Source organism: Nostoc sp. (assembly GCF_036917755.1).
GTDB lineage: Bacteria > Cyanobacteriota > Cyanobacteriia > Cyanobacteriales > Nostocaceae > Nostoc.
Genome location: NZ_JBALFC010000020.1, coordinates 1 through 24,976, shown reverse-complemented (window position 1 = coordinate 24,976; position 24,976 = coordinate 1). Strand labels below are relative to the sequence as shown.

Sequence of the window (24,976 nt, the reverse complement as noted above, 5' to 3'; positions counted from 1 at the left end):
AGCCAAAGTTCTATTTCACTAACATTTGCTTCTGCTACTCCTCGCTCAAGCAGAATCTCAAAATATTTTTTGTTCTTCAGTATTGCGTCCTAAAAAGTAGAGCCGACCGGCGTATTTTACATGCTCTCCCTTTGCTAAATCTATATGACCAATGGCTCTATCTGCAACCCTAGCATTGGCTCTACGAATAAACACTATTTCCTCTAGAGTGACAATAAAATTATAGACTCCTGATGCGGTGCGTTCTTCGCGTTTGTATCTAAGCTCTCGCCATTTTCCTTCCTTGAGAACAAGCCGGGATCTTTGAATGATTCTTGGCGAGTCTTGGGGAAACAGGTTAGGGAATTTCTTCAACCCGAAGGCTCCTCACACTTTGCTCCTCATTGTAGCTTCCTCGATCGCAGCAGATGCGGTAGCGAAATCTTGTTCATCTCTAAATAATTATGTATGGTATATGTAAGACACAGTAATCCTAGCAAGGAACTGTAGATTTAGTTGCAGAGGTATAGCAGTAGTGGGCATAGTAGTTGAGAACGTCTCCAAACAATTCGGGAGTTTCAAGGCAGTTGATCAGGTCAGCCTGGAAATTAAGAGTGGTGCGCTAGTTGCGTTGCTCGGTCCATCTGGATCAGGTAAATCTACGCTACTACGGTTAATTTCAGGTTTAGAAATGCCAGATAGCGGCAAAATCCTGCTTACCGGTAAGGACGCTACATACCAAAGCGTGCAACAGCGAAATATTGGGTTTGTGTTTCAACACTATGCCCTATTCAAGCATCTAACTGTCAAGCAAAATATTGCCTTTGGCTTAGAAATTCGGAAGGCACAGCCAAAGAAGATTAAGGGGCGGGTAGAACAGTTACTAGAATTGGTGCAATTGACTGGACTAGGCGATCGCTATCCATCACAACTTTCTGGTGGTCAAAGACAACGGGTAGCATTAGCAAGGGCACTGGCAGTAGAACCAGAAGTATTATTGCTAGATGAACCCTTCGGCGCACTTGATGCTAAAGTCCGCAAAGACTTACGGGCATGGTTACGCCGCCTCCATGATGAGGTTCATGTTACCACGGTTTTCGTCACCCATGACCAAGAGGAAGCAATGGAAGTCTCCGATGAAGTTGTGGTCATGAATAAAGGGCGTGTCGAACAAGTGGGCACACCATCAGAAATTTACGATAATCCTGCCACCGCATTTGTGATGAGCTTCATCGGCCCGGTGAACATATTGCCCAGCACCTCCAGGATTTTTCAAAGTAGCGGATTTGATGCGCCACACCCACAAGTGTTTTTGCGCCCGCAAGATGTGATTTTAGAAAAGGTTGCCAACGGTGCCACTACACCTGCAACAGTCAGCCGATTGGTACATTTGGGTTGGGAAATTCAGGTGGAATTAACTTTCGATGATGGACAAGTGGTGATGGCGCATTTAACACGCGATCGCTTTAATGACTTAGAGTTAGAAGCGAAACAGCGAGTGTATGTGAAGCCAAAAGATGCGAAGTCTTTCCCACTGTCTTATTCAGTTTAGTTAGCAGTATTGCCTGAAATTCTAAACCATTTACCTACATCTCTAAATATTCTGGGTTTATAGTCAAAAAAGACTTGTTCGCGGAGAATATCCGCGAACAAGTCTTTTTTGTCCAAAGTCCAAACTTTCTACATCCAGCGCTATATCTGTCTCTACTAACAACGAGTAAAAGTAAACTTAATTTGATAGCCCTGAGCGATTAGAATTTTGGTTTGCTGCCCCGCAGCGACACCTCTAGCACGCGCTATCAAATTTGTGTTAATGCCGAAAACCGAATTCACTGGGTTAGCACAGGCGTCTATTGCATCTGGTGTAATAGCTACATTTTTTAACCATCCATTTGAAAAGCCAGACGGGAAGTTTGCGTTTGGATCATTACTAGAATTTGGAACATTTTTGCCTTGAAACACTAATGTAACTTTTAGGTCAGCACTGCCTCCCTTAGGCACATTTGCAAAGCCAACATACCTGATGTTAATGGGCTTAACTTTGTACCCCTTAGGCACATTAAGACCAATTCTCAGATTGCAAGAGTTGGATACAACCTTAGGAGATACAGCTACAGCCTCAAATGAAGGTAAAGTTACAAACAGAGTATCTCCTTTCAAACTTGGTTGGGGATTTCCCGACGGGCAACCATTTCCGAAAAGAGTTAGTGGAACTTGTTGAAACTGAAATCCCTGTGTTTGAGCCTGTGCTTGAGATAAACCCACAATATTTAAACTCAGTAGCGTCAAACTAGAAACAAGAGCAGTTAAAACTTTCATATCAAATAAGGTGAGGTTATCAGCTTTGTTGTCAATACGATTCCTAAAGACAGAGAGTTAAAGATTTCTTCAGAGCGATTGGAAGAAATCTTTTGATAAGTTGCTAAAGCAGCTTTAGAAGGATCATCTCTTGTGAAAAATTAAATGCAAAACTTAACTATGCATTTCAAAAACCTAACAAGGATTAAAAGCAAACTTGATTTGGAACAATACAGGACCGATTGCTGTGTCGATTGTATCAATTCGGATTTGGGTTTCTTGATTTGCAGGTATATTTCGACCTCTTGCCGTCAGATTTGAATTGATACCAAAAATCGAACTCACTGGGTTCTTACATGCATTTATTGTGCCTAATACAATACCTACATCTTTGCTCCAAACATTTGAGAAGCCAGGCCCAAACGTTGCGTTTGGATCATTGATAGTTGGAACTTCTTGACCTTGAAAGAGTACTTTAACATTCAGGTCAGCACTGCCTCCTTGAGGCACATCTGCAAAGCCAAGATACTTGATGTTAATCGGCTGAAGGTTAAACCCAGAAGGGACATCAAGACCGATCCGCAGATTGCAGGATGCTGATACAACCTTAGGAGGTGAAGCTAAAGCTTCAAACTCTGAAAATGTTATTGAAAGAGTATCGCCATTTAAAATTCCCTCTGCTGTTCCCGATGGGCAACCATTTCCGAAAAGAGTTACTGGAACTTTTTGAAGCTGCAATTGTTGTGTTTGAGCCTGTACCTGAGATAAACCCACAACATTTAAACTCAGTAGCGTCAAACTGGAAATTAGAACACTTGAAATTTTCATATAATAACTCCTAAGAACTCCGCGAAAATGTGAAATCTACCGTGCATATTAGCGGCAAGCTAAAATTCCGTAGTACCCTTATACACAAAGAAGTTTTACTTAGTAGCCTCTTTGGGGTTTGGGATTTTATACCAATTCTTAATTCTGTGCAATACGCTCTAGTTAAGGAAGACAGAGAGTCAAAGATTTCTTCAGAGCGATTGGAAGAAATCTTTCGATAAGTTGCTAAAGTAGGTTTAGAGGGATCAGCTTTTGTGAAAAATTAAATGCAAAACTTAACTATGCATTTCAAAAACCTAACAAGGATTAAAAGCAAACTTGATTTGGAACAATACAGGACCCAGTGTTGCGTCGATTGTATCAATTCGAATTTGGGTTTCTTGATTTGCAGATACATTTTTAGCTTTTGCCGTCAGAATTGAATTGATACCAAAGACCGAACTCACTGGGTTCTCACACGCATTTATTGTGCCTAATGTAACACCTACATCTTTGCTCCAAACATCTGAGAAGCCAGAATCAAACGTTGCGTTTGGATCATCATCAGTTGGTACTTCTTGACCTTGAAATAATATTTTAACGTTCAGGTTAGCACTGCCTCCTTCAGGCACATCTGCAAAGCCAAGATACTTGACGTTAATCGGCTGAACGTTAAATCCAGAAGGTACATTAAGACCGAGCCGCAGATTACAGGATTTTGATACAGTCTTAGGAGGTGAAGCTTTAACTTCAAACGCTGAAAATGTTACTGAAACAGTATCACCATTCCAAGTTCCCTGTGCTGTTCCTCCTGGGCAACCATTTCCGAAAAAAGTTACTGGAACGTTTAGAAACTCAAGTCCTTGTTCTGATTGAGCCTGTACCTGAGATAAACCCACAACATTTAAACTCAGCAGCGTCAAACTGGAAATAACACCACTTAAAACCTTCATACTAACCACTCCGTGAAAATGTCTAATCTCCTATGCACATTAGCTGCAACTTAAAATTCCGTAGTATCCTTTTGAAAGATCAGCTTTTGTGAAAAATTAAATGCAAAACTTACTATGCATTTCAAAAACCTAACAAGGATTAAAAGCAAACTTGATTTGGAACAATACAGGGCCGATTGCTGTGTCGATTGTATCAATTCGGATTTGGGTTTCTTGGTTTGCAGGTATACCTTTAGCTCTTGCCGTCAAATTTGAATTGATACCAAAAATTGAGCTCACTGGCTTCTTACATGCATTTATTGTGCCTAATACAATACCTACATCTTTGCTCCAAACATCTGAGAAGCCAGGCTTAAAGGTTGCGTTTGGATCATTGATAGTTGAAACTACTTGACCTTGAAAGAGTACTTTAACGTTCACGTCAGCACTGCCTCCTTGAGGCACATCTGCAAAGCCAAGATACTTGATGTTAATCGGCTGAAGGTTAAATCCAGAAGGTACATTAAGACCGATCCGTAGATTACAGGATTTTGATACAACCTTAGGAGGTGAAGCTAAAGCTTCAAACTCTGAAAATGTTACTGAAAGAGTATCGCCATTCAAAATTCCCTCTGCTGTTCCCGCTGGGCAACCATTTCCGAAAAGAGTTACTGGAACTTTTTGAAACTCCAATTCTTGTGGTTGAGCCTGTGCCGGAGATAAACCGACAATATTTAAACTCAGTAGGGCCAAACTGGAAATCAGACCACTTAAAACTTTCATATTCATATTCAGGACTCCGCGAAAATGTGTAATTTCTTGTTTACATTAGCTGCAAGTTAAAATTTCCTAAGATACTTCTAAACAAAGGAATTCTACCCAGCAGCCTCTTTGGTTTTTGAGGATTTATACCAATTCTTAATTCTGTGGAATACGCTCTGGTTAAGGAAGACAGAAAATAGTAAAAGGCAGGGAATGTCTGACTCTTAAATTATTTATGAGCGTATTTCATTTATTTAGAAAATTGCCATAAACAAGATTCCGTAAAAAAGAATAACTAACTTGAGAAATAGATTAAATCTATCCAAAGGAATATATTTTGCAAATGTTATAAATATTAACTAATAGCTGAAAATTTGCTCATTTTTTATAAAGTTAAAAGAAGAGTTGAGTAGAATCTAACGCTATTTTATTACTCTCACGAGAGAATATTCAAAAGCTTGTTTCTCTGTGCTTGGTTCCAAACAAGGATTTTTAGCTTTGTTGATCAAGCAAGGCTGTTCATGTTGGGTTTCGTTCCTCAACCCAACCTACATTGTTAATGAAGTCGGAAGTCGGAAGTCGGAAGTCGGAAGTCGGAAGTCGGAAGTCGGAAGTGCAGTTTTGTAACGGGGATTTAGACCCCGCCACAAAACTTAAAGCCGTGCTAGAAGCACGGGGTTTTAAACCCAATTTTTTGATAAATTTTATTATAAGTAATCACCCGAATATGATATTAAATATTGGTGAATATGAAGTTAAATTTTGGTAAATACGAACGTAAGTAACAAAGTTATTTGGACTATGATTGAACAATTTGGTGTTATCTAGAATAAATATTATGGGTACATTCAGTCCTAAATTAGCTACTATTTAATAGTAGCTGACAAATACTTTCCTTCTTACCTAAGTTCCTCTCAACGGTGGTAACATTTCCAAAACTGCAATGCTTAAATCAGGAAACTGTAAAGGTGAAATAATCCCATCTTCCTCTACAATTACTTCACTTTGATAGCCATCCTCAGTCGGTTGCCGAAAAACGTGCAATTGCCGGCCAATCACATCTAGCACCCAATAATCTATAATTCCCGCCTTGGAGTAAGCTTTTCCTTTAGTTTCACAGTCTAGTTTAAGGCTGCTATCTGCTACCTCAATAATTAGATAAACCTCAGAAGGGCTAGGATGGTGGTCTGCATAGTCCAGTGGGTCTACTTTAACGACAGCAATATCCGGTTCTGGTTCAGACCGTTCATTTAACTTTACTGGGTCTTGAACACATATCAAAGCCCGATTCGTTAAACTGTTTTGCAGCAATCTATCTATTCTCCCCACTGCTGACCTATGGGCTGTCCCTTTTGCAATCATCCAGATAATCTTTCCTTCTAGGAGTTCCACTCGTTCATCTGCACCAAAAATCCCAGCATCAGCCATCCGGTGGTATTCCTCTACTGTCCACAGGCGGAGTTTTAAGGTCGTTTCTGTGTTTTGCATGGCTTGTTTAGCAACTGTGAGAGCAATTAATATCCTAGCATCTTTAACTTGACACACCATAAATAGTATGATATAAGCAATATATTTTGCTTTAGTATGAATTACGAATTATTTAAGTTGACTACACTACAAATTGCTGTACTTCGCGCAATTGAAAACTGCCATAAATTAATCCTCTAAAATCTGGATTTGATCAAGTTGATTAATCACTACATCCGCACCTCGGACATTATCTGACTTACCCACCCAAGTGATGCCAATACAACCTGCGGCTTTAGCATCATGCGCCATTTGCATATCACCAACTGAATCACCCACCATCAATGTAGCGCCTGGTTCGACTCCCAAAGCTTGGCAAGCTTGCAAAAATAGGACTGGATCTGGTTTACTCGGCCCCTCATCTACTCCCATTTCCAACTGGATATAATCACTTAATTGGTGATTAGCTACAAACTTACGTACTTCTTGAGTTGTCGCAGCGGAGAGGATACCGAGTTTTAGTCCACCTTCCCACAGAGATTTCAAAACTTCTAAGCTACCCACAAATAGTGGTGAAGGAGTTTGTCCAATGTATTTCTGTGCTTCATCCAAAGCTTGACGGGCTATTTTTAAGGACTCAAACCAACCCTTACCAGTTTCGGCTATATATGCTGCTGCCGCCACTTCTGTTTCTCGGCGGCTTGCGACTGATATTAAACCTGCGGGATCTAGAAGATTGCCATTGACACCAAATGCCATTAATAGGGGTTCCCCAGTTCCAGGCATTTGAGCATCTATTAATCTTGCTGCTTTTTGTGCGATCGCTCGCAAATACATTTCAGAATCTTCTAGAGTACCGTTTTTGTCAAACAAAATTGCCTGGATATTATCAAAAGTAATATTTCTACATTTAATGGTTGCCACAATATTTAACTCTTAACTACTGCCAAATCTTAACTTTTACCGATTTTCCACATAAAAAAAGAGGGTTTTCCCTCTTTTTATAATGATTTTATACTCTTACTTAAACACAAGTAAAACTAGAAAAAATCTATTACTCTTTAATAGCTGCTGGAATTTCCTCTTCAGTTTCCGTGGCTGCTGGAATTTCCTCTTCAGTTTCCGTGGCTGCTGGAATTTCCTCTTCAGTTTCCGTGGCTGCTGGAATTTCCTTTTCAATTTCCGCAACTACTGGAATTTCTTCTTCAAGTTCTGCTGCTGGTGGAATTTCTTCTTCAAGTTCTGCTGCTGGTGGAATTTCTTCCTCTGCTAAAACTTCCACAGGTGCGGCCGGCGCAGCAGTAGCACCTTGCTGCTTGGCTAACAGCTGTTCACGATACTTAGCAGCCATTTCTTCTGCCTTATCGTAGACCAAATCCCGGTTTTTAATCATGTCGCCGGGTTCGGGTTCTAGCTGCTTGGTAGATAGGGAAATCCGACCCCTTTCTGCATCCAAGTCAATGATCATAACTTTCACTTCATCATTGACATTGAACACGCTGTGAGGCGTATCAATATGTTCGTGGGAAATCTCAGAAATGTGCAGTAGACCACTGACACCACCGATGTCGATGAAAGCACCGTAGGGCTTGATCCCACGAACAGTACCAATTACTACTTCGCCGACTTCTAGGCGGTTCATCTTGCGCTCAACCAGCGCCCGACGGTGAGATAGAACTAGGCGATTACGTTCTTCGTCCACCTCTAGGAATTTCAATGGTAAATCTTCGCCTACCAATTCTTCTTTAGGTTTGCGGGTACTGATGTGGGAACCTGGGATAAAGCCACGTAATCCTTCAATCCGTACTAATGCTCCGCCGCGATTGGTTGCAAACACGCCAGAACGTACAGTCGCATCTTCTGCTTGCAGCTGTCGCACGCGCTCCCAAGCCCGCATATATTCAATACGGCGAATGGAAAGGGTTAATTGACCATCTTCATTTTCATCGGTAAGGATGAAAAATTCCCTCGTTTCGTTTGACTGTAAGACTTCTTCCGGGGCATCTACCCGGTTAATAGACATTTCTTGTATAGGTATATATGCTGCGGTTTTAGCACCAATGTCAATCAGAGCGCCGCGCGGCTCTATACTGAATACTGTTCCTGGGACAACATCACCAGGGCTAAAATGATAATCGTATTTGTCAAGTAGAGCAGCGAAATCTTCGTGAGTGAATCCAATTTCTGTAGCGGTTAAATTCTGATTGACCATGCTGATTTGTTCCTGGTTCTAGTCTCCGTAAAGGTTGTGCGACAAGCGTAATGTGTTTGTAAGCGCTTTTATGGCAGCCTACACTTAACATCCTTTTTCATCCTAGCGCAGAAAAGCTAGTATTAACACATATCTACTCCCAAGATTGGAAATTATATCACAATATTAAGATGATTGATGATTTACTTAGTAGTTAGAAATAACAAAGGACAAACACAATAATATCCGTTGCTACTAAGGATGGTAGCAACGGATATTAACATTAAATCTTCTTAAAGAAAGGTCTGGTAATCGGATCTACTTATCTTTTGGTTTCTCAAAACGAGGGGGTTCGCGAAATGCGATCGCAAAAAAGAGAGTACCTATACACAGAGTAAAAATTAAGATGTACGCAACGCTTTCCATATTACGATTTCCTCCCTATCCAGCCAGTAATTAAAGTTATGAGTGGCTGAGTCCTGAGTACTGAGTCAGAGCCTTAACTCGAAACACAGCACTCATAACTCAGCACTGAAATTAGAGAGCTTCCTTGCGGCGGGTTGACTTGTCACCCACTTTCTGGAACAGACCCCACTCAACTTGCTCTTCTAAATCGGCGTCAACACCAGCAAATACGTCTCGGTAGATTGTCCGAGCGCCATGCCAGAGATGACCAAAGAAGAACAGCAGAGCAAATACGGCGTGTCCAAAGGTAAACCAACCTCTAGGACTGGTGCGGAATACACCATCAGAGTTCAAGGTTTCCCGGTCAAATTCAAAGATTTCACCGCCTTGAGCCTTACGAGCATATTTCTTCACATCAGCTGGCTCTGTAAAGGTCTTACCATTCAGATCGCCGCCGTAGAAACTAACGGTGACACCAGATTGCTCGAAGCTATACTTAGATTCTGCCCGACGGAAGGGAATGTCAGCGCGGACAACTCCATCTGCGTCGGTCAAAACTACTGGGAAGGTTTCAAAGAAGTTGGGGAGACGACGCACGGTCAATTCCCGTCCTTCAGAATCTTTGAATACGGCGTGACCTTGCCAAGACTGGGCAATGCCATCACCCTTGACCATCGGCCCTGTACGGAATAGACCGCCTTTAGCGGGACTATTGCCGACATAATCGTAGAAAGCCAGCTTTTCTGGAATCTGCGACCAAGCTTCCGTTAGGCTTGCGCCTTGAGCAACGCTAGTTTGAACGCGACGATCAATTTCCTGACGGAAGTAGCTTTGATCCCATTGATAGCGGGTAGGGCCAAACAATTCAATGGGTGTGGCGGCATTACCGTACCACATAGTACCAGCAACAACGAAAGCAGCAAAGAAGACTGCTGCAATACTGCTAGAAAGTACTGTTTCAATGTTCCCCATCCGTAGGGCTTTGTAGAGCCGTTCGGGGGGTCTGACTGTGAGGTGGAATAAGCCTGCAATAATACCAACAACACCAGCGGCAATGTGGTGAGCCGCAATGCCACCAGGGTTATATGGATTAAAACCATCTGGGCCCCATTCCGGTGCTACTGCCTGCGCGGCGCCAGTTATACCATAGGGGTCAGAAACCCATATCCCCGGGCCAAATAGTCCGGTGACGTGAAAAGCACCAAAGCCAAAACAAAGTAGACCAGATAAGAACAGGTGAATGCCAAACATCTTTGGCAAGTCTAGGGCAGGTTCACCAGTGCGGGGATCTCTAAAGAGTTCCAAATCCCAGTAAACCCAGTGCCATACGGCGGCTAGGAACAAAAGACCGGAAAGAACAATGTGAGCCGCAGCAACGCCTTCAAATGACCAGAAGCCAGGATCAATTGACGGGCCACCAGTAACATTCCAACCACCCCAAGATTGAGTGACGCCCAAACGTGACATGAAGGGGAGAACGAACATCCCTTGACGCCACATCGGGTTGAGAATCGGATCGCTAGGGTCAAAAACAGCCAGTTCGTAGAGTGCCATCGAACCAGCCCAGCCTGCTACTAAGGCTGTATGCATCAGGTGTACAGAAATCAGTCGGCCTGGATCATTCAGAACAACTGTATGTACTCGATACCAGGGTAGTCCCATCGACTACGCTCCTCCTCGATGAGTTAGTTTACAAAGCAATTTTCTTACTGAGATTCTGAGAGACGAAAGCCGACACTCAGAAAACTCTCTCTTGTTTTTTGTTATTGCCAGAGCCAGAGTCTTAACACAGCTTAGTCTTAGAAGTCAGACAGCGTGGGAGATGAGGCAATGCTGACTCGCTTCGGGAGGTTTACCCTGTAGGGTAGCCATCGCCAAGCAAAAATGAGAATGTTTTAAAAAGTGTAACTATTGATGGAATTGTTTGCAAGCGTGTAAATTGATGCGATCGCGTAGCATCTCCAAGTTTTTTCGCTACCAATCACTGTCGGGGATTAAATTTGCTTATATTTTCTTTACGACGAGGGTGGGGATGAGGGGGATGAGGGCGATGAGGGAGATGAGGGGGATGAGGGCGATGAGGGAGATGAGGGGGATGAGGGCGATGAGGGAGATGAGGAAGAATAAATAATGCCCTATGTATGCCCTATGCCCCATGCCACTATCTACTAAACCACCAACTGGATATTTTGCAATTGACACTTCGCCTCAGCCGTACCCAGGCGTTCAATTACCTGTTCAGCACTCATCAGACGCTTGAGTACTACTTGACCTATGGTCTTACTGGCAATTACTGGTGTTGTTGGCTTGACTTCCACGGTTAAAATGGCTTCTTCAACTCGATAAAGCCATAGCAATTCGTTTTGTTCGACTAAACAAATATTCATTCGCTGAATATCTGGTTGGCGTCGCCATGCAGTTATTTGCCATAGTCCATCAGATGCCCAGACTCTAGCAACTGTCCATCCCTCAGATAGAAAGAAATACTTCACGGTCTTAGTCTCACTATTAGACTTTCTATTTCCTATTTACCATATCTTACATATCTGATTTGTTAATGTATAACTAATAAGACTTTAAATTAAGGCTATTTAAGTTATTGCCCACGTTTCAATAGGAAAAATCATTACTTAGATCACTTGGAGCGGTACGAAAAATCACAAGATTATAATATCTAATTTGACGCTAACGATTTTATTTTTTTGCCAAGTTGACAAGACATCTTTATGTATAATATGTTAGCAAAGCACCAACATATTATGACTACTTTAGGTAATTATGAACAAACCTATAAACTCACCATTTAGATATCCAGGCGGCAAATTTTATGCTCGTAATTTGATTCTTAATCATATCCCCTCTCACTCTTATTATACTGAACCTTTTGCTGGCGGTGGGTCTATCTTCTTTGTCAAAGATAAAGTAAATAGTAATTGGGTCAATGATATTGATGAATTATTAATAAATACATTATTAATAATTCGAGATCAACCCGAAGAGTTAATAAATTTTTTAGAAGGTGAATCTGCCACTAAAGAAAGGCATACATATTATAAAAATGAATTCATACCACAAAATCAATTAGAACAAGCTGGTAGATGGTTTTACCTCAACAGAACCTCCTACTCTGGTATCATGAAACATCAGAACTGTTATTGGGGATATGGTGAAAAATACAGTATGCGTCCAGAGAATTGGCCTAGAAATATACGTCGAACTTCTGAGAAACTTCAGAACGTTAAAATTACTAATCTCGACTTTGAAGAAGTGATCGAATCTGTACCTGATGGATCTTTTTTATTTATTGATCCTCCTTATTTCAATGCAGATCAAGATAAATTTTATGTTCATTCATTTGCTAAAGATGATCATTTCAGGCTATGCCAAATATTAAATAGACATAAGCAAAGAATAAAATTTCTTATAACTTATGATAATAGCGACGCAATTAGAGAACTATATGATTGGGCATTGGAAATACACGACAAAGAATGGAATTATACAATTAATAGAACCGATGATCAAAAAAATGGAAAAAGAAAACAAGATAATTTTAAAGGCGAACGATATAAGGGAAAATAAATTTTTATATTAAACTACTGTTCTATTGACTATACGTATCAAAGCTGGGAACAATTAATTTTAAACGAAAACACTTTGGAAAATTAAAGACACAATAGCTTATTATTTAATAATCCCAAATATACAGCAGATTGCAACTTCGTGAGTTAAAAGGACGGTTAGAAACCGCGTCTACACGAGGCTTTACCCACCTCCGTGGGTTAAGAATCCTTGATTTTGTATTAGTCCACGGAGGTGGACGAGAGTTTGTGTAGCCGCGTACTCCTACGGAGAAGCAAGCTACGCGTCAGCGTGCCGGAGGCTCTATTCCATTCGCCAAGACTGAAGCTGACTTCATTTACCTGAAAAACGCTGTATCTAGCTGTATCTATATTATTAGAGCAAAACCCTGTATCAAAAGTGGGCACATTAGTAATTAATTGTAATAAATGCTATAAAACTAGCGAAGATATAGTATAATCACTGACCGATAATTACATAAAATTTAACTGTATGACCTGGTTTTCCTTGTCCGTGAAACTGTGGGGTCGAATTACACAATTCTTATCTTTGTTCTGTGTATGTTTATTATTAGTTGTTAGTTGCGCTCCTCGTCCACAGCAAACTACGCCACCATCCGGTTCTGTAAATAGCCTTACAGGTGATGGTCGGATTACTATAGGTACAACAGCAAAGCCAAGAACCCTTGATCCGGCTGATGCTTATGAGTTAGCATCTTTAGGTTTGGTGTTTAATATGAGCGATCGCCTCTACACCTACGAACCAGGAAGCACGGAAATTAAACCCCAACTAGCTACAGCATTACCCAAAGTCAGTCAAGATGGCTTAACTTATACTATTCTCTTACGTCAGGGAGTAGTTTTTCACGATGGGACTCCTTTCAACGCCCAAGCAATGGCATTTACCATCCAGCGCTTTATTGAAAATAAAGGCAAACCCTCATTCTTACTAGGTGATATAGTAGATTCGGCAAAAAGTACAGGCGAGTATGAGTTAACAATTAAACTGAAAAAGCCCTTTTCAGCCTTTCCTTCACTGCTGGCGTTTCCTGGAATATGTGCAGTTTCGCCAAAAGCTTACGAAGTTGGTGCTGGGAAATTCAAGCCGAATATTTTTGTGGGGACTGGCCCTTATAAGTTAGCGCAGTATGGCACCGATTCACTGCGATTTGATGCGTTTGATAAGTATTGGGGAGAAAAACCAGTTAACAAGGGTGTTAACGTCCAAATTCAAACTAGTCCGGTTAATTTGTTTAATGCTTTCCGTACAGGCGCAGTCGATGTAGCTTATCTTTCCCTGCAACCAGATCAAACTCGTAGCTTGGAAGACGGTGCTAAAAAAGGGGATTGGCAAGCGATCGCTGCTAACGGTAGTGTAGTAAGTTATTTAGTATTAAACCGGAATCAAAAGCCTTTAGATAAATTAGAGGTAAGACAAGCGATCGCCTCAATAATTGACCGTCCACTTTTAAACGAGCGAGTATTACTTGGTCAAGCAGATCCGCTTTATAGCATGATTCCCACGACGTTTAAAGTTTCTGTGCCATTATTCAAAGATAAATATGGCGATGCTAACTTTGAGCAAGCTAAAAAATTGTTAACTACTGCTGGTTTCTCCAAAGAAAATCCCGCAAAAGTGCAAATTTGGTATCCTTCCAGTTCGCCTACTCGTAGTTTGGCAGCACAGACACTCAAATCCCTTGTTGATGTCAAAATGGATGGAATACTGCAATTTGAAGTTACCCCCGCCGAAGCCCCTACCTTTTTTAAAGACATCTCCAAAGGATTATATCCAGCAGCTTTACTTGATTGGTATCCAGACTTTTTAGACCCAGATAATTACGTCCAGCCGTTTTTGTCTTGTGGCAAAGGTTCAGTTGCCAAAGGATGCGAAGATGGAGGCAGTCAAACTCAGGGTTCGTTTTACTATAACGAAGCCATGAATAAACTGATTGATCAGCAACGCAAAGAACAAAACCCCGAAGTGCGTCAGAAAATTTTTACAGAAATTCAAACGCAAGTAACTACTGAAGTACCTTACGTTCCCTTATGGCAAAGCAAAGATTATGTATTTGCCCAAAAAGGTGTTAGCAGCGTACAACTTAACCCTACCCAAATTCTGGTTTACCAGACAATTAAAAAATAAGTTGGGCATTGGGCATAGTGGAGATGTAGCCCACATTCCGCAGGGTGGGAGAAGAATAATTAATAACCGATGCCCAATGACAAATGACAAATGACAAATGACAAATGACAAATGACAAATGACAAATGACAAATGACAAATGACAAATGACTAAAATATGTCTCGCTCTAAAGCTTTACAATATTACATTGTTTCTCGGTTGCTTCTCGCGCCACTTCAGTTATTAACGATTATCACCATTGTATTTCTCTTACTAAGAGCAACACCAGGAGATCCAGCAGATGCAATTCTCGGTGGACGTGCGCCAGAAGCTGCTAAGGAAGAATTGCGAAAACAACTAGGTTTAAACCTTCCCTTGTGGCTACAGTACCTCAATTATTTAGGAAGCATACTGCGCTTTGACTTGGGAACCTCTTTAATGAGTCGGGGAGAGAATGTTTGGGACATAATTGGGCAATATTTCCCGGCGACGGTGGAGTTAGCAGTATGTAGTATGGCGGTTGCACTCATCGTTGGAATTGCGGTTGGAACTCTTTCGGCTTCCCGTCCTGGGACATATTTTGATGTCGGTGGGCGCTTATTTGGGATCATCACCTACGCACTCCCCATGTTTTGGGCGGGAATGCTTTTGCAGTTGATTTTCTCAGTCCAATTGGGTTGGTTTCCCAATTCCAACCGCTTTCCGCCCAATCTTCCGGCTCCCACGACTGTCACAGGATTGTATACAATTGATAGCTTACTCGGTGGAAATTTCACCCAGTTTTTCACATCTTTGCACCATCTGGCTCTACCGAGTCTCACACTAGGAATTTTGCTGAGTGGGATTTTTGAGCGAATTGTGCGAGTGAATTTAAAGCAAACCTTGCAAGCAGATTATGTAGAAGCCGCTAGAGCCAGAGGTATTGGTGAAAATAAGATTTTAGCCTCCCATGCTTTAAAAAATGCGCTAATCCCAGTGATTACAGTCTTAGGATTAACTTTTGCGTCTCTGTTGGGTGGGGCGATTTTGACAGAGGTGACATTTTCTTGGCCTGGGTTAGCCAATCGACTGTATCAAGCGATCGCCGATCGCGATTATCCCACAGTTCAGGGAGTGCTAGTATTTTTTGGTGCGATCGTTGTGAGTGCTAGCATTTTAATTGATATTTTAAATGCTTATGTAGATCCGCGAATTCGATATTAAGCTGTTTGAAATTTTGTTAATTTTATTGAGAAATACCACTGGCTAAAATACCAAGAATTTTATTCACATCTTTGAGATAATATTCGCTTAAATCAATGGTCAATGTTTGTTCTTCTAGTTTGAGGAATTGCCAAATACTGCCCGTTGTGACTGCTCCGTAAATTGTTTTAATCTCAGTTGCAGCTTGCTCATTAAAAATTTGGGCTGCTACCATTTCTGCTGCACACTGACCCAAACCCGCATTAATATTCTCTTTTTTAGCTTCTACAACTGTAATTACTGGTGCTGTCAAAATTAGAATTTCTGGAGATTTCGTAATAATAAAATCGCAAGTGCCATTTAATCCTTTACTATTATCGACAGTGAAATCTACCCCAGAAAATAAACCAATCTGTTCTCGTAATTGTCGGCGTAAATCCACTAAAATTGGAGCAATAATTAACTCAGAGCGAGCTTTTTCACTATTACTACCTAAAGCGATCTCCAGGTTATAATTGAGTGTTTCTGCAAGTAAATTACTCGCTATTAATTCAGGAACAGCAGCGAAAATATCGCGTTTTTCTAATGTGGTTAAACTAAATTCTTGTTTTGCTTTAGCTAAACTAAACTCGCTGTAAGCCATAAAACTACTACTCCCTTTCGCTTTTAAACAGAAGACTGAAATTACTGTCCAATATCCAAATTAAAGTAAAAACTACCATCAACAATTCTGTTGCTGCCAACATATTTGATAATGGGTATGCTAACTCGGTGCTGTCCTGGTTCAAGCTTCCAAGTTTGTTGGAAGTTACCAATATTATGGCAACCAGCATTAATCGGGAAGGTACTAGGGCTGAAAAGACCATTTTTATAACTCTCAACTCCATTTTTAAATAAATATCCTTTTACTTCTACTTTATTGAGTAGAGTTTGAGATGGTATACAATAATTGAGGTTTGATAATCTTAGAATATCTCTAGCTTTGAGAAATAGGCGATCATGATTTGTCACTTGCTGAAGTTCGTTGCTATTAACCTGCACTGTAAGATTAGCGACACAGACTTTATCGGCAAGAACTTTGTCACATATTGCAGAGGTGGCGGTGATAAAAGGCTTTGGTTCTGAAGAAGATTTTTTATCCCGCTCAATTAATGCAGGCGCTACTGTAGCTAGTATGGCGCCGATAGCAGCGATGAGAGCAAGTACAAGCTGTTGTCTAAAAGTTGCCATTTTTCAAACTCCTTAACTTTTTTTGGTATAACACCATCATCACTTGAGACATAAGCTCTATAGGTAGGCGCTAGTAGGGAGTTTGAGTGATTAAATTGTTGTAAGGGAAAGTAGGCAAATGTAGGTTTGTAGGGTAAAGTATTACACTAATAGCTAATTTTAATTTTGCTCTGCCAATTCAACTACATCTAATGGACTCACAAGAAGGATTAGCATTCATTAATAAGTTGCTGACAGAAAAGAAAAAACAAGTCTTAAATGAGTTGGAAGAAAAGCTCTTTTTAGGAATATGGGAAGGTCAGACTTTTTCAAATATTGCTGCTCAAACTTCTCATGCTGAACAATATTTGAGAGAAGCAGCTACAGATTTATATGCCAAGATAGCAAAAGAGTTAGAAATAAAAGTTAGTAAAAGAAATTTTAAAAATCCAATAAAATATTTATATCAAAAGTATTCAGAACAAGCTTCACTTTCCCAAGAACTAATTGTAGAACCAACTAATCCACCACTAAGAGATGAATCACACTCAGCTAATCTATTGCCGCAAAATTATAATCCTTTTATTCCCCAACACGGCAGAATAGAAGATCCACAACAGTTTTTTGGCAGGGAACGCGAAATATCGCGGGTATTTGAAGTACTTAACAGTAATAGTAGTGTTGCGCTCATAGGAGAAGAAGGAATCGGCAAGTCATCTTTGTTATGGGTGATTTGCCAACAGGCAGAAAATTATTTACAGTTACTACGTGAGCCAGTTTTTTTAGATTTAAATAATGGAGTTCATGATGAAAATGAATTCTACATTGCTTTGTGCGATAAAATTGGTATTCCTGAAAGCAAAGGCTATAGACTAACTCGCAATTTGCAAAAGAAAAAAGTGCTATTAGCTATAGATAATTTAGGAAAGTTAATCGAAAACGGCTTTACTCGCCAAGTTAGGGATCAATTGCGCGGTTTAGCTGAAGGGCGTGATGCTTCTTTGCGGTTGATTTTAGCTGCTAGCGAACCTCTGGACAAGCTATTTAACGACAGTCAGAATAATGGCAAAACATCTCCACTGGCAGGTATTTGCCAAGAAGAACACATTGATCCTTGGCATGAAGGCACTATGCGTGCTTTTATTACCAACCGTTTGGCTAACACTTCAGTGAGTTTTACTGAAGACAAAATCATCCAACTCATCCAAGAAAGTGGCGGACATCCTCGCAAACTGATGCAACTGTGCTATAGAACTTATTCGCAGTATGTGGAGAGTGTGCGATGAGTGATATTCCTTTGACCTCTCCCTCAACCCCTTTCTTACAAGGGAAGCAAGATTACTCCTACTCTCGCTTGCTTTATAGGAAGGTCGTTGGGAAGGTTAGGTTCTTCACGGTTAATGATGGAGGCTGAATTGACCCCTGTACCCCGCCTAGACTTAGCACCCAAGTTAAAGCGTCCTCTCTCTCTATGGAACCCGCTGGATTATCTGCGCCTTTTGTACTGGGTGTTTTTCTTCCCCCAAGCTTTGCGATGGTATGTGGATACATTCGCGGGTGGGTGTATTCCTGGACAAGAAATGATTTGGCCAAAGGGATGGGAGTTATTACGTCAAAATGCTATCCAGCGCCATTTACTTTTCCAAGGATTATTTTTGACAGTAGTTACACCCGTAGTTATAGGCTTAATTTTTCAGACTCTAAATGTTCCCGTTGACTGGTTCTACGTGGCGTTCGGCGTGGCGTTCGGCGTGGCGATAAGCATGGCGTTCGGCATGGCGGGAGGCGTGGCGTTCGGCGTGGCGTTCGGCGTGGCGGCAGGCGTGGCGTTTGGCGTGGCGTTCGGCGTGGCGGCAGGCGTAACGGGAGACGTGGCGGCAAGCGTGGCACTCGGCGTAGTGGCAGGCGTGGCGGCAGGCGTGGCGTTCGGCATGGCGGCAGGCGTAACGGGAGACGTGGCGGCAGGCGTGGCACTCGGCGTAGTGGCAGGCGTGACGGGAGGCGTGGCGGCAGGCGTAACGGGAGACGTGGCGTTCGGCATGGCGGCAGGCGTAACGGGAGACGTGGCGTTCGGCGTGGTGGTACTGCGTCCAGAAACCTGGCTTATTGGCTCACCTTTAAACTTGCGAACTATTCAAAACAGTAGTTGGCTACTTCCTCGTATCACTCCGCTTCCCCTTCCTAATCTTGTTTGGCGCTTGCAAAATTGGTTGCAAAATGATTGGGAAACTGGTTTACATAATATTAATGAACTGCTGGCATATACCCTACAATTCATTCCTGTTGTTCAAGCAGTCAATAAAGTACTTGCCAAAATCCCCTTAGAGCAACTTATTTGGACTGTCTCTCGACTGGCGGCAAATCCTTTTGATTGGAATATAGTACGTTTTGCTTCAGCTTCTCTAAATGAAACCATAAAATCAACGTTTATCAAAGGTTCCTTCTCTTTCCCCTTGTTCTTTTTCTTGCCTCGTTCTTGGCGAGAAGGTTTACAGGCTCGTTTTAACACAGACACTCGCTTAGATACTCCTGCCCGCGCTGCTGCTGCTGGTTTCTGGCATCTGCATGAACAAGAACCAGCCAGAGCAATAGAGGCTTTTGCTGTAGTGCGTTCTCTTATCTATGGCGAGGAAATGTTTACCCTTGCCCAAACTCTAGCGGCGTTTGATAAAGCTCAAAAACCAGCCTCTATTGCTGCTATCCAAGTTCCTCCTTTTCCACAGGAACCGCTTTTACGTCCAGTTTCTTGGAAATTTCTTGCTAATTTACGTCAAGTTGTTGAAGATGTTCAGTTTGTTAATCGCAGCGTATCACGTTCAGCCAGGTCTTTAGCTCTCAATCGAGCATTAGGCGAACTGACAAAAATCCTAAATCAAGCTTATACCTTGCCACAAGCAGAGCAAGGGTTAATTATAAATATCGCTCAAACTTGGAAAGAAAGCCTTTTACAAATCACTGGTGAAGTGGGAGAAATTTCCATCACCAAGCCTGTGGTTAATCCTTATGTTGTAGGCGACCCGGTTCAAGCTCATCTCTTTGTTGGGCGAGAAGATATCATCAGACAGTTAGAAGAACTCTGGGTGATGGGTAATCAACTCCAGTCTATAGTTCTCTACGGTCACAGGCGCATGGGCAAAACTTCTATTCTGGTTAACGCTGCTCAATGTCTAGGCTCACAAATACAGCTAGCTTATGTCAACTTGCTACGTTTGGGAGATAGCCCCCAAGGTGTGGGTGAGGTGCTAATGGCAATTTGTGATGAAATTTCTCAAACGGTGAAACTTCCAGCACCAACTGATGCTGATTTACTAAATCTCCCCTACCGGACTTTTGAACGCTATTTAAAACAGGTTGAAGCAAACCTAAACGGTGGGTTAATCATTGCCTTAGACGAGTTTGAGAAAATTGAAGATTTAATTGAAGCGAAAAAAATCCCTATCGACTTTATGGGTTTTTTGCGCGGTTTAGTGCAAATGAGTTCTAAAATCGCCTTTGCATTTGCTGGTTTGCACACTTTAGAAGAAATGACAGCAGATTATTTTCAACCCTTCTTTGCCAGTGTCATTCCTATTCATGTAGGCTTTCAAGAACGTGCAGCTACTCGCCAAATTCTCGCTAACCCAGGTAATGAAGACTTCCTCCTCGACTACATCCCGGAAGCTTTAGATAAAATTTATGCTTTGACACATGGTCAACCATATTTAGTGCAACTGCTGGGTTTTCAGCTAGTGCGCGGCTACAATGACTTTGTTTTTGAGCAAGGACGATCGCGTGACCCAGTTTTCACAGTAGAAGACGTAGAAGCAGTTATCAATGACCCTGAGTTTTTCAAGCGGGGACGTTATTACTTTGATGGGGTTTGGGGTCAGGCGGCGCGGGGTGCTGAGGGTCAACAGGTAATTCTACAAGTGCTTGCACCTGATTCAGAAGGGCTAAGTCTGGATGCCTTAGCTCAGTCTACAGGTATGAACGACGCCGATTTACAGGAAGCGCTGAATACTCTGAAGCGTCATGATGTAGTTGAGGAAACTCAGGGAAGCTGGCGGATTATGGTAGAACTTTTTCGCCGTTGGGTTTTGCAGGAGTAGGCGAATAGAAGAAGGCGAATGGAAGAAGGCGAATGGAATTCGCGGCTACACAGGCAAAGTCCGCCTTCGCGGACTAATTTCAGCGATCGTATTTGTTATTTCAGCGACAGCATTTGCTATTTCAGCGATCGCATTTGCTATTTCGGCGACAGCATTTGCTATATCAGCGATCGCATTTGTTATATCAGCGATCGCATTTGTTATATCGGCGATCGCATTTGTTATATCGGCGATCGCATTTGTTACTTCGGCGACAGCATTTGTTATATCGGCGATCGCATTTGTTATATCAGCGATCGCATTTGTTATATCAGCGACAGCATTTGTTATATCAGCGATCGCATTTGCTACTCTAAAAGCTTATCTTCTTAAACTACGAGGGTCGAGGGCATCTCTCAGCCCATCACCAAGTAAGTTGAATGCTAGCACTGTGAGGATAATCAGCACAGCCGGCGGCCAGATTAACCAAGGTTGCAGTACCAAAATTGAAGCATTGCTAGCCAGAGAAAGCATATTACCCCAAGAGGGGTCTGGTTGTTGAATTCCCAAGCCGATGAGACTCAGTATCGCTTCTGCGCCAATAAAGCTGGGAATAGCAAGAGTCGCAGAGATAACTATATAACTAGCCGTTTGCGGCAAAACGTGGCGGAGGATAATATAAAGTGGATTACCGCCCATTGCGCGTGCCGCTTGGACAAATTCTCGCTCTTTAATTGATAGTACCTGTCCGCGAATGACCCGTGCTAAACCAGCCCAGCTAATAACCGAAGTAATCACCACAATCAGCAAAAATCGCTGGGTACTAGTTAAACCAGCTGGTAAGACTGCGCCCAAAGTCACCAAAAGATAAATACTGGGGAAAGTCATTAGCACTTCCGCCAAGCGCATGATGACGCTATCAGTCACACCGCCGAAATAGCCAGAAATTCCCCCGATGAGCAAACCGAGGGGATAGGTAATGATAATGCCAAAAATCCCAATAAACATACTGATGCGACCGCCATGCAGCAGGCGACTTAATTGGTCGCGGCCTTGGTCATCAGTGCCGAAGACGTTGAATTTTGCCCCACTTGTTGTGCCAAATAAATGCCAATTTAAGGGGATACCAGAAAAGATTGTGACTTCATCCCACTTCGGGGGTAGTGGCAAACTCATCTGCAACAATCGGTATTCTGGCCCGGAGACAAATAGACGCAGGCGTGAGGGCTTTTTGAAGTCTACAATGAGTTGGCGATCGCCTGTTTCTAAATTAGTGTCTCCCTGAGTCGTCGGATAAACATGGGGCCCGATAAACTGCCCTGACTGAGAAAGCCAATGTATCTTAGTTGGTGGCAGCAGTGAACCATTAGGCTGTGAAGCATAGGGGTCATAAGGAGCGATGAAATCAGCTGCAATTACTGCTATGTAAAAAACTAACAGCAAAATTGCCCCAAATCGTGCCAAAGGATTTTTCTTCAGTCGTCGCCACCAATCCATAGTAGTTAGGAATTATAAGTTATGAGTTATCTTATATCTTGCACCAGGCGACTGGAAGTCGCGGCTATACAAACGAAGTCCACCTCCGTGGACTAAGAGAAAATCAAAGGTTTTTAACCCACGGAGGTGGGTTTCGCCTGTGTAGCCGCGATTTCTAATCGCCAAGGCTAGGTGCAAGATGTGAATTATGAGTTATCAAAGTTTTATCTTAATTCATAACTCATTCATGATTAATAATTCTTAACTGTCCCACTCCCTACTCCTAACTCCCTACAGACGCGATTAATCGCGTCTCTACCCACTCCCCACTCCCCACTCCCCACTCCCCACTCCCAACTCCTAACTCCTAACTCCCAACTCCTAACTTCTCTAAATAGCGCTCCTGTTCTTGCTGTTGTTTTTCGTGTTCTACAACAAACACATTTGAGTAGAGATTAGCCAGAATTTGTTTTCCCTGCTGTGTCAGTGATAAATAATGCAGTCCCTCTTGAATATAGGGAAAGACACCATTCCAGTAAAACTTAGCGTAGTTATTACGTAAATCGGCAGGGGTTTTATAGCCCAAAACTTTATTTACACCAGTTTCTTCAAACTCGTAAAATAAAGAAGTAATTTTCTTCAAGTAACGCGGGTCACTTAGTTGCCCAATCAAATCAGCAGCACGTACTATTCCTGCAAAGCATTTTGTATCTTGCTGATCTTCTGCCGCAGGCACGGGAAATCGAGTCAATTCAATATTGCTCTTAATTGCCTCAGCATCTATTAACTTGTGACCTCCAAAACGCTCATCAATAAAAAGCTTGGCTCGATCAACATGATACGGTGTGAGACTGGCATCAGAAGCGCCAGAAACTACAGAAATCATTCTGCCATTTTTACCTGTAGCATATAAGTCTATTGCTTCTCGGTCTTGTCGGCAAACTCCCTTAACGTAGCCAATATCATGACACACTAAGGAAATGATACAATGCAACCAGTCTTCACTGGAAACACCGCCTTCTCTAATGTGTTTGCCACGTAAGATTTCTTGCCCCACTAGAGTGACAAGGACAGTGTGTTCAACATTGTGATAAAGAGCGTCGCTATTGGCAATGTTTTCCAAAGCCATGTTACCAGCCCAAGCGATAATATCCTGATAATCATTTTTGAAGCAGCCATAGGTGCGACGATAGCCTTCTCGAATTTCATCTACAAAGGCATCAATTAAAATTTCAGTGGCATTGAACATATCTGATTACTCTGGTAAATACCAATTATTTATTGATTTGATTGATTTCAAAATTCCATAATCAAGGCTACCCTTGCTGGAATCTAGGGTAATGGAGTTTGATCCTTTGTAACTCATATATAGCTGTGGATGCTAACTTGACCTATGCTTGGATTGCATGATGTTGCATAGCTTACTGGCAACACAAAGGCTTTAGAGGAATTCTGGGTTACGTAGAAAAAAGAATTTGCCCGATTTTAATGATTTCTCTGGCAACGATCGCTGCTATTCTGCCCTTAGCATTAGGAATTGGCGCGGGTTCTGAAGTTCGCCAACCAATGGGAATTGCCATTATGGGCGGTTTCACAACTTCCACCCTGCTGACACTGGTGGTAGTACCAGTGATATTTAGCTATATTGACAACTTGCAGAATTGGGTTAAGCATACATTACGCTATGGTTTTGATCAGAAAGCATCGCGCCCATAACGCCCTTTAGTAGTTAGGAGTTCTGCCCCCATTCCCTACTCCCTACTCCCTATTCCCCACTCCCCATTCCTTAAGACTGTGCGATCGCACTTACAAGTGGGAATCATAACAAACAGATTCACCTGAGTAAATATCCAATGTCTTACCAAAATATCACCGGCTCCCTTTCCCCAGCAGATATCCAAGAGATTAAAGCAGCGTTTGCGACTATTGAAGCAAAGTTACCTTTTCTCGTAACCCTGAGTGCAGAAGAACGACGCAACTTATTTAAGATGGGCGATAAAAGACTAGCTTTTGTCAACACTAGCCTGATTGCTGCCCAATCTAACCGAGACATTTTACCAGCCAGTTTTGATGTAGACGAATTTCTGCGGGATTATCAACTAGTCTCCACACTGACCGAAGTTTTGATTGGACTGCGACAACTGACAGAACAGGTAGATGATACCCTCATGGCTGTCGGTAGCGAAGCAATGGGTAGCAGTTTGACAGTTTACGATTACGTGAAGACGGCTGCTAAGAAAACTCCAGGGTTAAAAACTCTTGCTCAACAGTTGGGTGAACGGTTTAAAGCTATTAGAAGTAAACCTGCTAAAACTGCTGTCGATTCTTAAAGGATTTTTTAAAAGCCTTTAGTGATGTAGCAAAACGTTTTAGATCCCCCTAAATCCCCCGATAAATTGCTATCCATTACCCACATCTTTCTTAACATAAGGTTTGACAAAAGCCAGAAATTGTGTATCCTCTATGCCAATAACTAGAGTCAAACCAAAGTCAG

25 protein-coding genes are annotated in these 24,976 nt (G+C 42.0%); 9 read left to right on the top strand and 16 right to left on the bottom strand.

Going from position 1 to position 24,976, the window contains the following annotated elements; genetic code table 11:
• Window positions 1-57: 57 nt before the first annotated feature.
• On the bottom strand, window positions 58-354 hold the full coding sequence (locus tag V7L05_RS07090; RefSeq protein ID WP_335163123.1) for a hypothetical protein: 297 nt from the start codon (window positions 352-354) through the stop codon (window positions 58-60).
• Window positions 355-514: 160 nt separating this feature from the next.
• Between V7L05_RS07090 and V7L05_RS07085 the strand changes: the two genes are divergently transcribed.
• Window positions 515-1,531 carry a sulfate/molybdate ABC transporter ATP-binding protein gene (locus V7L05_RS07085; RefSeq protein ID WP_335163121.1) on the top strand — a complete coding sequence of 339 codons (1,017 nt, stop codon included), beginning with the start codon at window positions 515-517 and terminating at the stop codon, window positions 1,529-1,531.
• Between the two features lie 155 nt (window positions 1,532-1,686).
• Here V7L05_RS07085 and V7L05_RS07080 read toward each other — a convergent pair whose 3' ends face one another.
• The 11 genes from V7L05_RS07080 to V7L05_RS07030 all read right to left on the bottom strand — a co-directional run bounded on the left by V7L05_RS07080 (window position 1,687) and on the right by V7L05_RS07030 (window position 11,333).
• Window positions 1,687-2,298 carry a DUF4360 domain-containing protein gene (locus V7L05_RS07080; protein WP_335163119.1) on the bottom strand — a complete coding sequence of 204 codons (612 nt, stop codon included), beginning with the start codon at window positions 2,296-2,298 and terminating at the stop codon, window positions 1,687-1,689.
• A 174-nt stretch (window positions 2,299-2,472) separates the two neighbouring features.
• Window positions 2,473-3,105, bottom strand: coding sequence for a DUF4360 domain-containing protein (locus V7L05_RS07075; RefSeq protein WP_335163117.1), 633 nt, complete (start codon window positions 3,103-3,105; stop codon window positions 2,473-2,475).
• A gap of 296 nt (window positions 3,106-3,401) precedes the next feature.
• Entirely contained in the window at window positions 3,402-4,037 is a 636-nt protein-coding gene (locus V7L05_RS07070) for a DUF4360 domain-containing protein (RefSeq protein ID WP_335163115.1), read from the bottom strand.
• Between the two features lie 129 nt (window positions 4,038-4,166).
• A complete protein-coding gene (locus V7L05_RS07065; RefSeq protein WP_335163112.1) occupies window positions 4,167-4,805 on the bottom strand; it encodes a DUF4360 domain-containing protein in 639 nt (212 codons plus the stop codon).
• An 876-nt stretch (window positions 4,806-5,681) separates the two neighbouring features.
• Entirely contained in the window at window positions 5,682-6,266 is a 585-nt protein-coding gene (locus tag V7L05_RS07060) for a Uma2 family endonuclease (RefSeq protein ID WP_335163198.1), read from the bottom strand.
• A 168-nt stretch (window positions 6,267-6,434) separates the two neighbouring features.
• Window positions 6,435-7,169: an HAD family hydrolase gene (locus V7L05_RS07055; RefSeq protein WP_335163110.1), complete on the bottom strand. Its 735-nt coding sequence runs from the start codon at window positions 7,167-7,169 to the stop codon at window positions 6,435-6,437.
• Window positions 7,170-7,299: 130 nt separating this feature from the next.
• A complete protein-coding gene (locus V7L05_RS07050) occupies window positions 7,300-8,457 on the bottom strand; it encodes a 30S ribosomal protein S1 (protein ID WP_335163108.1) in 1,158 nt (385 codons plus the stop codon).
• 297 nt (window positions 8,458-8,754) lie between these two features.
• Window positions 8,755-8,862, bottom strand: a complete 108-nt coding sequence (locus V7L05_RS07045; protein WP_084227385.1) for a photosystem II reaction center protein T — start codon at window positions 8,860-8,862, stop codon at window positions 8,755-8,757.
• Window positions 8,863-8,973: 111 nt separating this feature from the next.
• Complete coding sequence (gene psbB / locus V7L05_RS07040) at window positions 8,974-10,503, bottom strand: photosystem II chlorophyll-binding protein CP47 (RefSeq protein WP_335163105.1); 1,530 nt, start codon at window positions 10,501-10,503, stop codon at window positions 8,974-8,976.
• A 342-nt stretch (window positions 10,504-10,845) separates the two neighbouring features.
• The gene (locus tag V7L05_RS07035) at window positions 10,846-10,998 is read right to left on the bottom strand and encodes a hypothetical protein (protein ID WP_335163103.1); all 153 of its coding nucleotides are present in this window, start codon (window positions 10,996-10,998) and stop codon (window positions 10,846-10,848) included.
• Window positions 10,999-11,009: 11 nt separating this feature from the next.
• Window positions 11,010-11,333 (bottom strand): hypothetical protein, encoded by a 324-nt coding sequence (locus V7L05_RS07030; protein ID WP_334950853.1) that lies wholly within the window; start codon window positions 11,331-11,333, stop codon window positions 11,010-11,012.
• Between the two features lie 286 nt (window positions 11,334-11,619).
• Here V7L05_RS07030 and V7L05_RS07025 point away from each other — a divergent pair, with 286 nt between their 5' ends.
• The 3 genes from V7L05_RS07025 (at window position 11,620) to V7L05_RS07015 (ending at window position 15,751) form a co-directional block, all read left to right on the top strand.
• The gene (locus V7L05_RS07025; protein WP_335163101.1) at window positions 11,620-12,423 is read left to right on the top strand and encodes a DNA adenine methylase; all 804 of its coding nucleotides are present in this window, start codon (window positions 11,620-11,622) and stop codon (window positions 12,421-12,423) included.
• A 492-nt stretch (window positions 12,424-12,915) separates the two neighbouring features.
• Window positions 12,916-14,568, top strand: coding sequence for an ABC transporter substrate-binding protein (locus V7L05_RS07020; RefSeq protein WP_335163099.1), 1,653 nt, complete (start codon window positions 12,916-12,918; stop codon window positions 14,566-14,568).
• Between the two features lie 157 nt (window positions 14,569-14,725).
• Window positions 14,726-15,751: an ABC transporter permease gene (locus V7L05_RS07015; protein WP_335163097.1), complete on the top strand. Its 1,026-nt coding sequence runs from the start codon at window positions 14,726-14,728 to the stop codon at window positions 15,749-15,751.
• A 22-nt stretch (window positions 15,752-15,773) separates the two neighbouring features.
• On the opposite strand, the gene V7L05_RS07010 is transcribed toward V7L05_RS07015, so the two are convergent.
• Window positions 15,774-16,373 (bottom strand): hypothetical protein, encoded by a 600-nt coding sequence (locus V7L05_RS07010; RefSeq protein ID WP_335163095.1) that lies wholly within the window; start codon window positions 16,371-16,373, stop codon window positions 15,774-15,776.
• 41 nt (window positions 16,374-16,414) lie between these two features.
• A complete protein-coding gene (locus V7L05_RS07005; protein WP_335163093.1) occupies window positions 16,415-16,960 on the bottom strand; it encodes a hypothetical protein in 546 nt (181 codons plus the stop codon).
• Window positions 16,961-17,151: 191 nt separating this feature from the next.
• Here V7L05_RS07005 and V7L05_RS07000 point away from each other — a divergent pair, with 191 nt between their 5' ends.
• From V7L05_RS07000 to V7L05_RS06990, 3 genes are all read left to right on the top strand, one after another.
• Entirely contained in the window at window positions 17,152-18,225 is a 1,074-nt protein-coding gene (locus tag V7L05_RS07000; RefSeq protein ID WP_335163091.1) for an nSTAND1 domain-containing NTPase, read from the top strand.
• A gap of 114 nt (window positions 18,226-18,339) precedes the next feature.
• Window positions 18,340-21,027 (top strand): AAA family ATPase, encoded by a 2,688-nt coding sequence (locus V7L05_RS06995; RefSeq protein ID WP_335163089.1) that lies wholly within the window; start codon window positions 18,340-18,342, stop codon window positions 21,025-21,027.
• An 18-nt stretch (window positions 21,028-21,045) separates the two neighbouring features.
• Complete coding sequence (locus V7L05_RS06990; protein WP_335163087.1) at window positions 21,046-21,399, top strand: hypothetical protein; 354 nt, start codon at window positions 21,046-21,048, stop codon at window positions 21,397-21,399.
• Here V7L05_RS06990 and V7L05_RS06985 read toward each other — a convergent pair.
• Together V7L05_RS06985 and V7L05_RS06980 are read right to left on the bottom strand one after the other, a co-directional pair.
• The gene (locus tag V7L05_RS06985; protein WP_335163085.1) at window positions 21,388-22,503 is read right to left on the bottom strand and encodes an ABC transporter permease; all 1,116 of its coding nucleotides are present in this window, start codon (window positions 22,501-22,503) and stop codon (window positions 21,388-21,390) included. The two genes, V7L05_RS06990 and V7L05_RS06985, sit on opposite strands and share 12 nt — an antisense overlap.
• 346 nt (window positions 22,504-22,849) lie before the next feature.
• Window positions 22,850-23,731: an Npun_R2479 family HD domain-containing metalloprotein gene (locus V7L05_RS06980; protein WP_335163083.1), complete on the bottom strand. Its 882-nt coding sequence runs from the start codon at window positions 23,729-23,731 to the stop codon at window positions 22,850-22,852.
• 167 nt (window positions 23,732-23,898) lie between these two features.
• On the opposite strand from V7L05_RS06980, the gene V7L05_RS06975 reads away from it, so the two are divergent.
• Window positions 23,899-24,198, top strand: coding sequence for an efflux RND transporter permease subunit (locus V7L05_RS06975; RefSeq protein ID WP_335163197.1), 300 nt, complete (start codon window positions 23,899-23,901; stop codon window positions 24,196-24,198).
• A gap of 137 nt (window positions 24,199-24,335) precedes the next feature.
• Window positions 24,336-24,812, top strand: coding sequence for a hypothetical protein (locus V7L05_RS06970; RefSeq protein WP_335163081.1), 477 nt, complete (start codon window positions 24,336-24,338; stop codon window positions 24,810-24,812).
• Window positions 24,813-24,976: the final 164 nt, after the last annotated feature.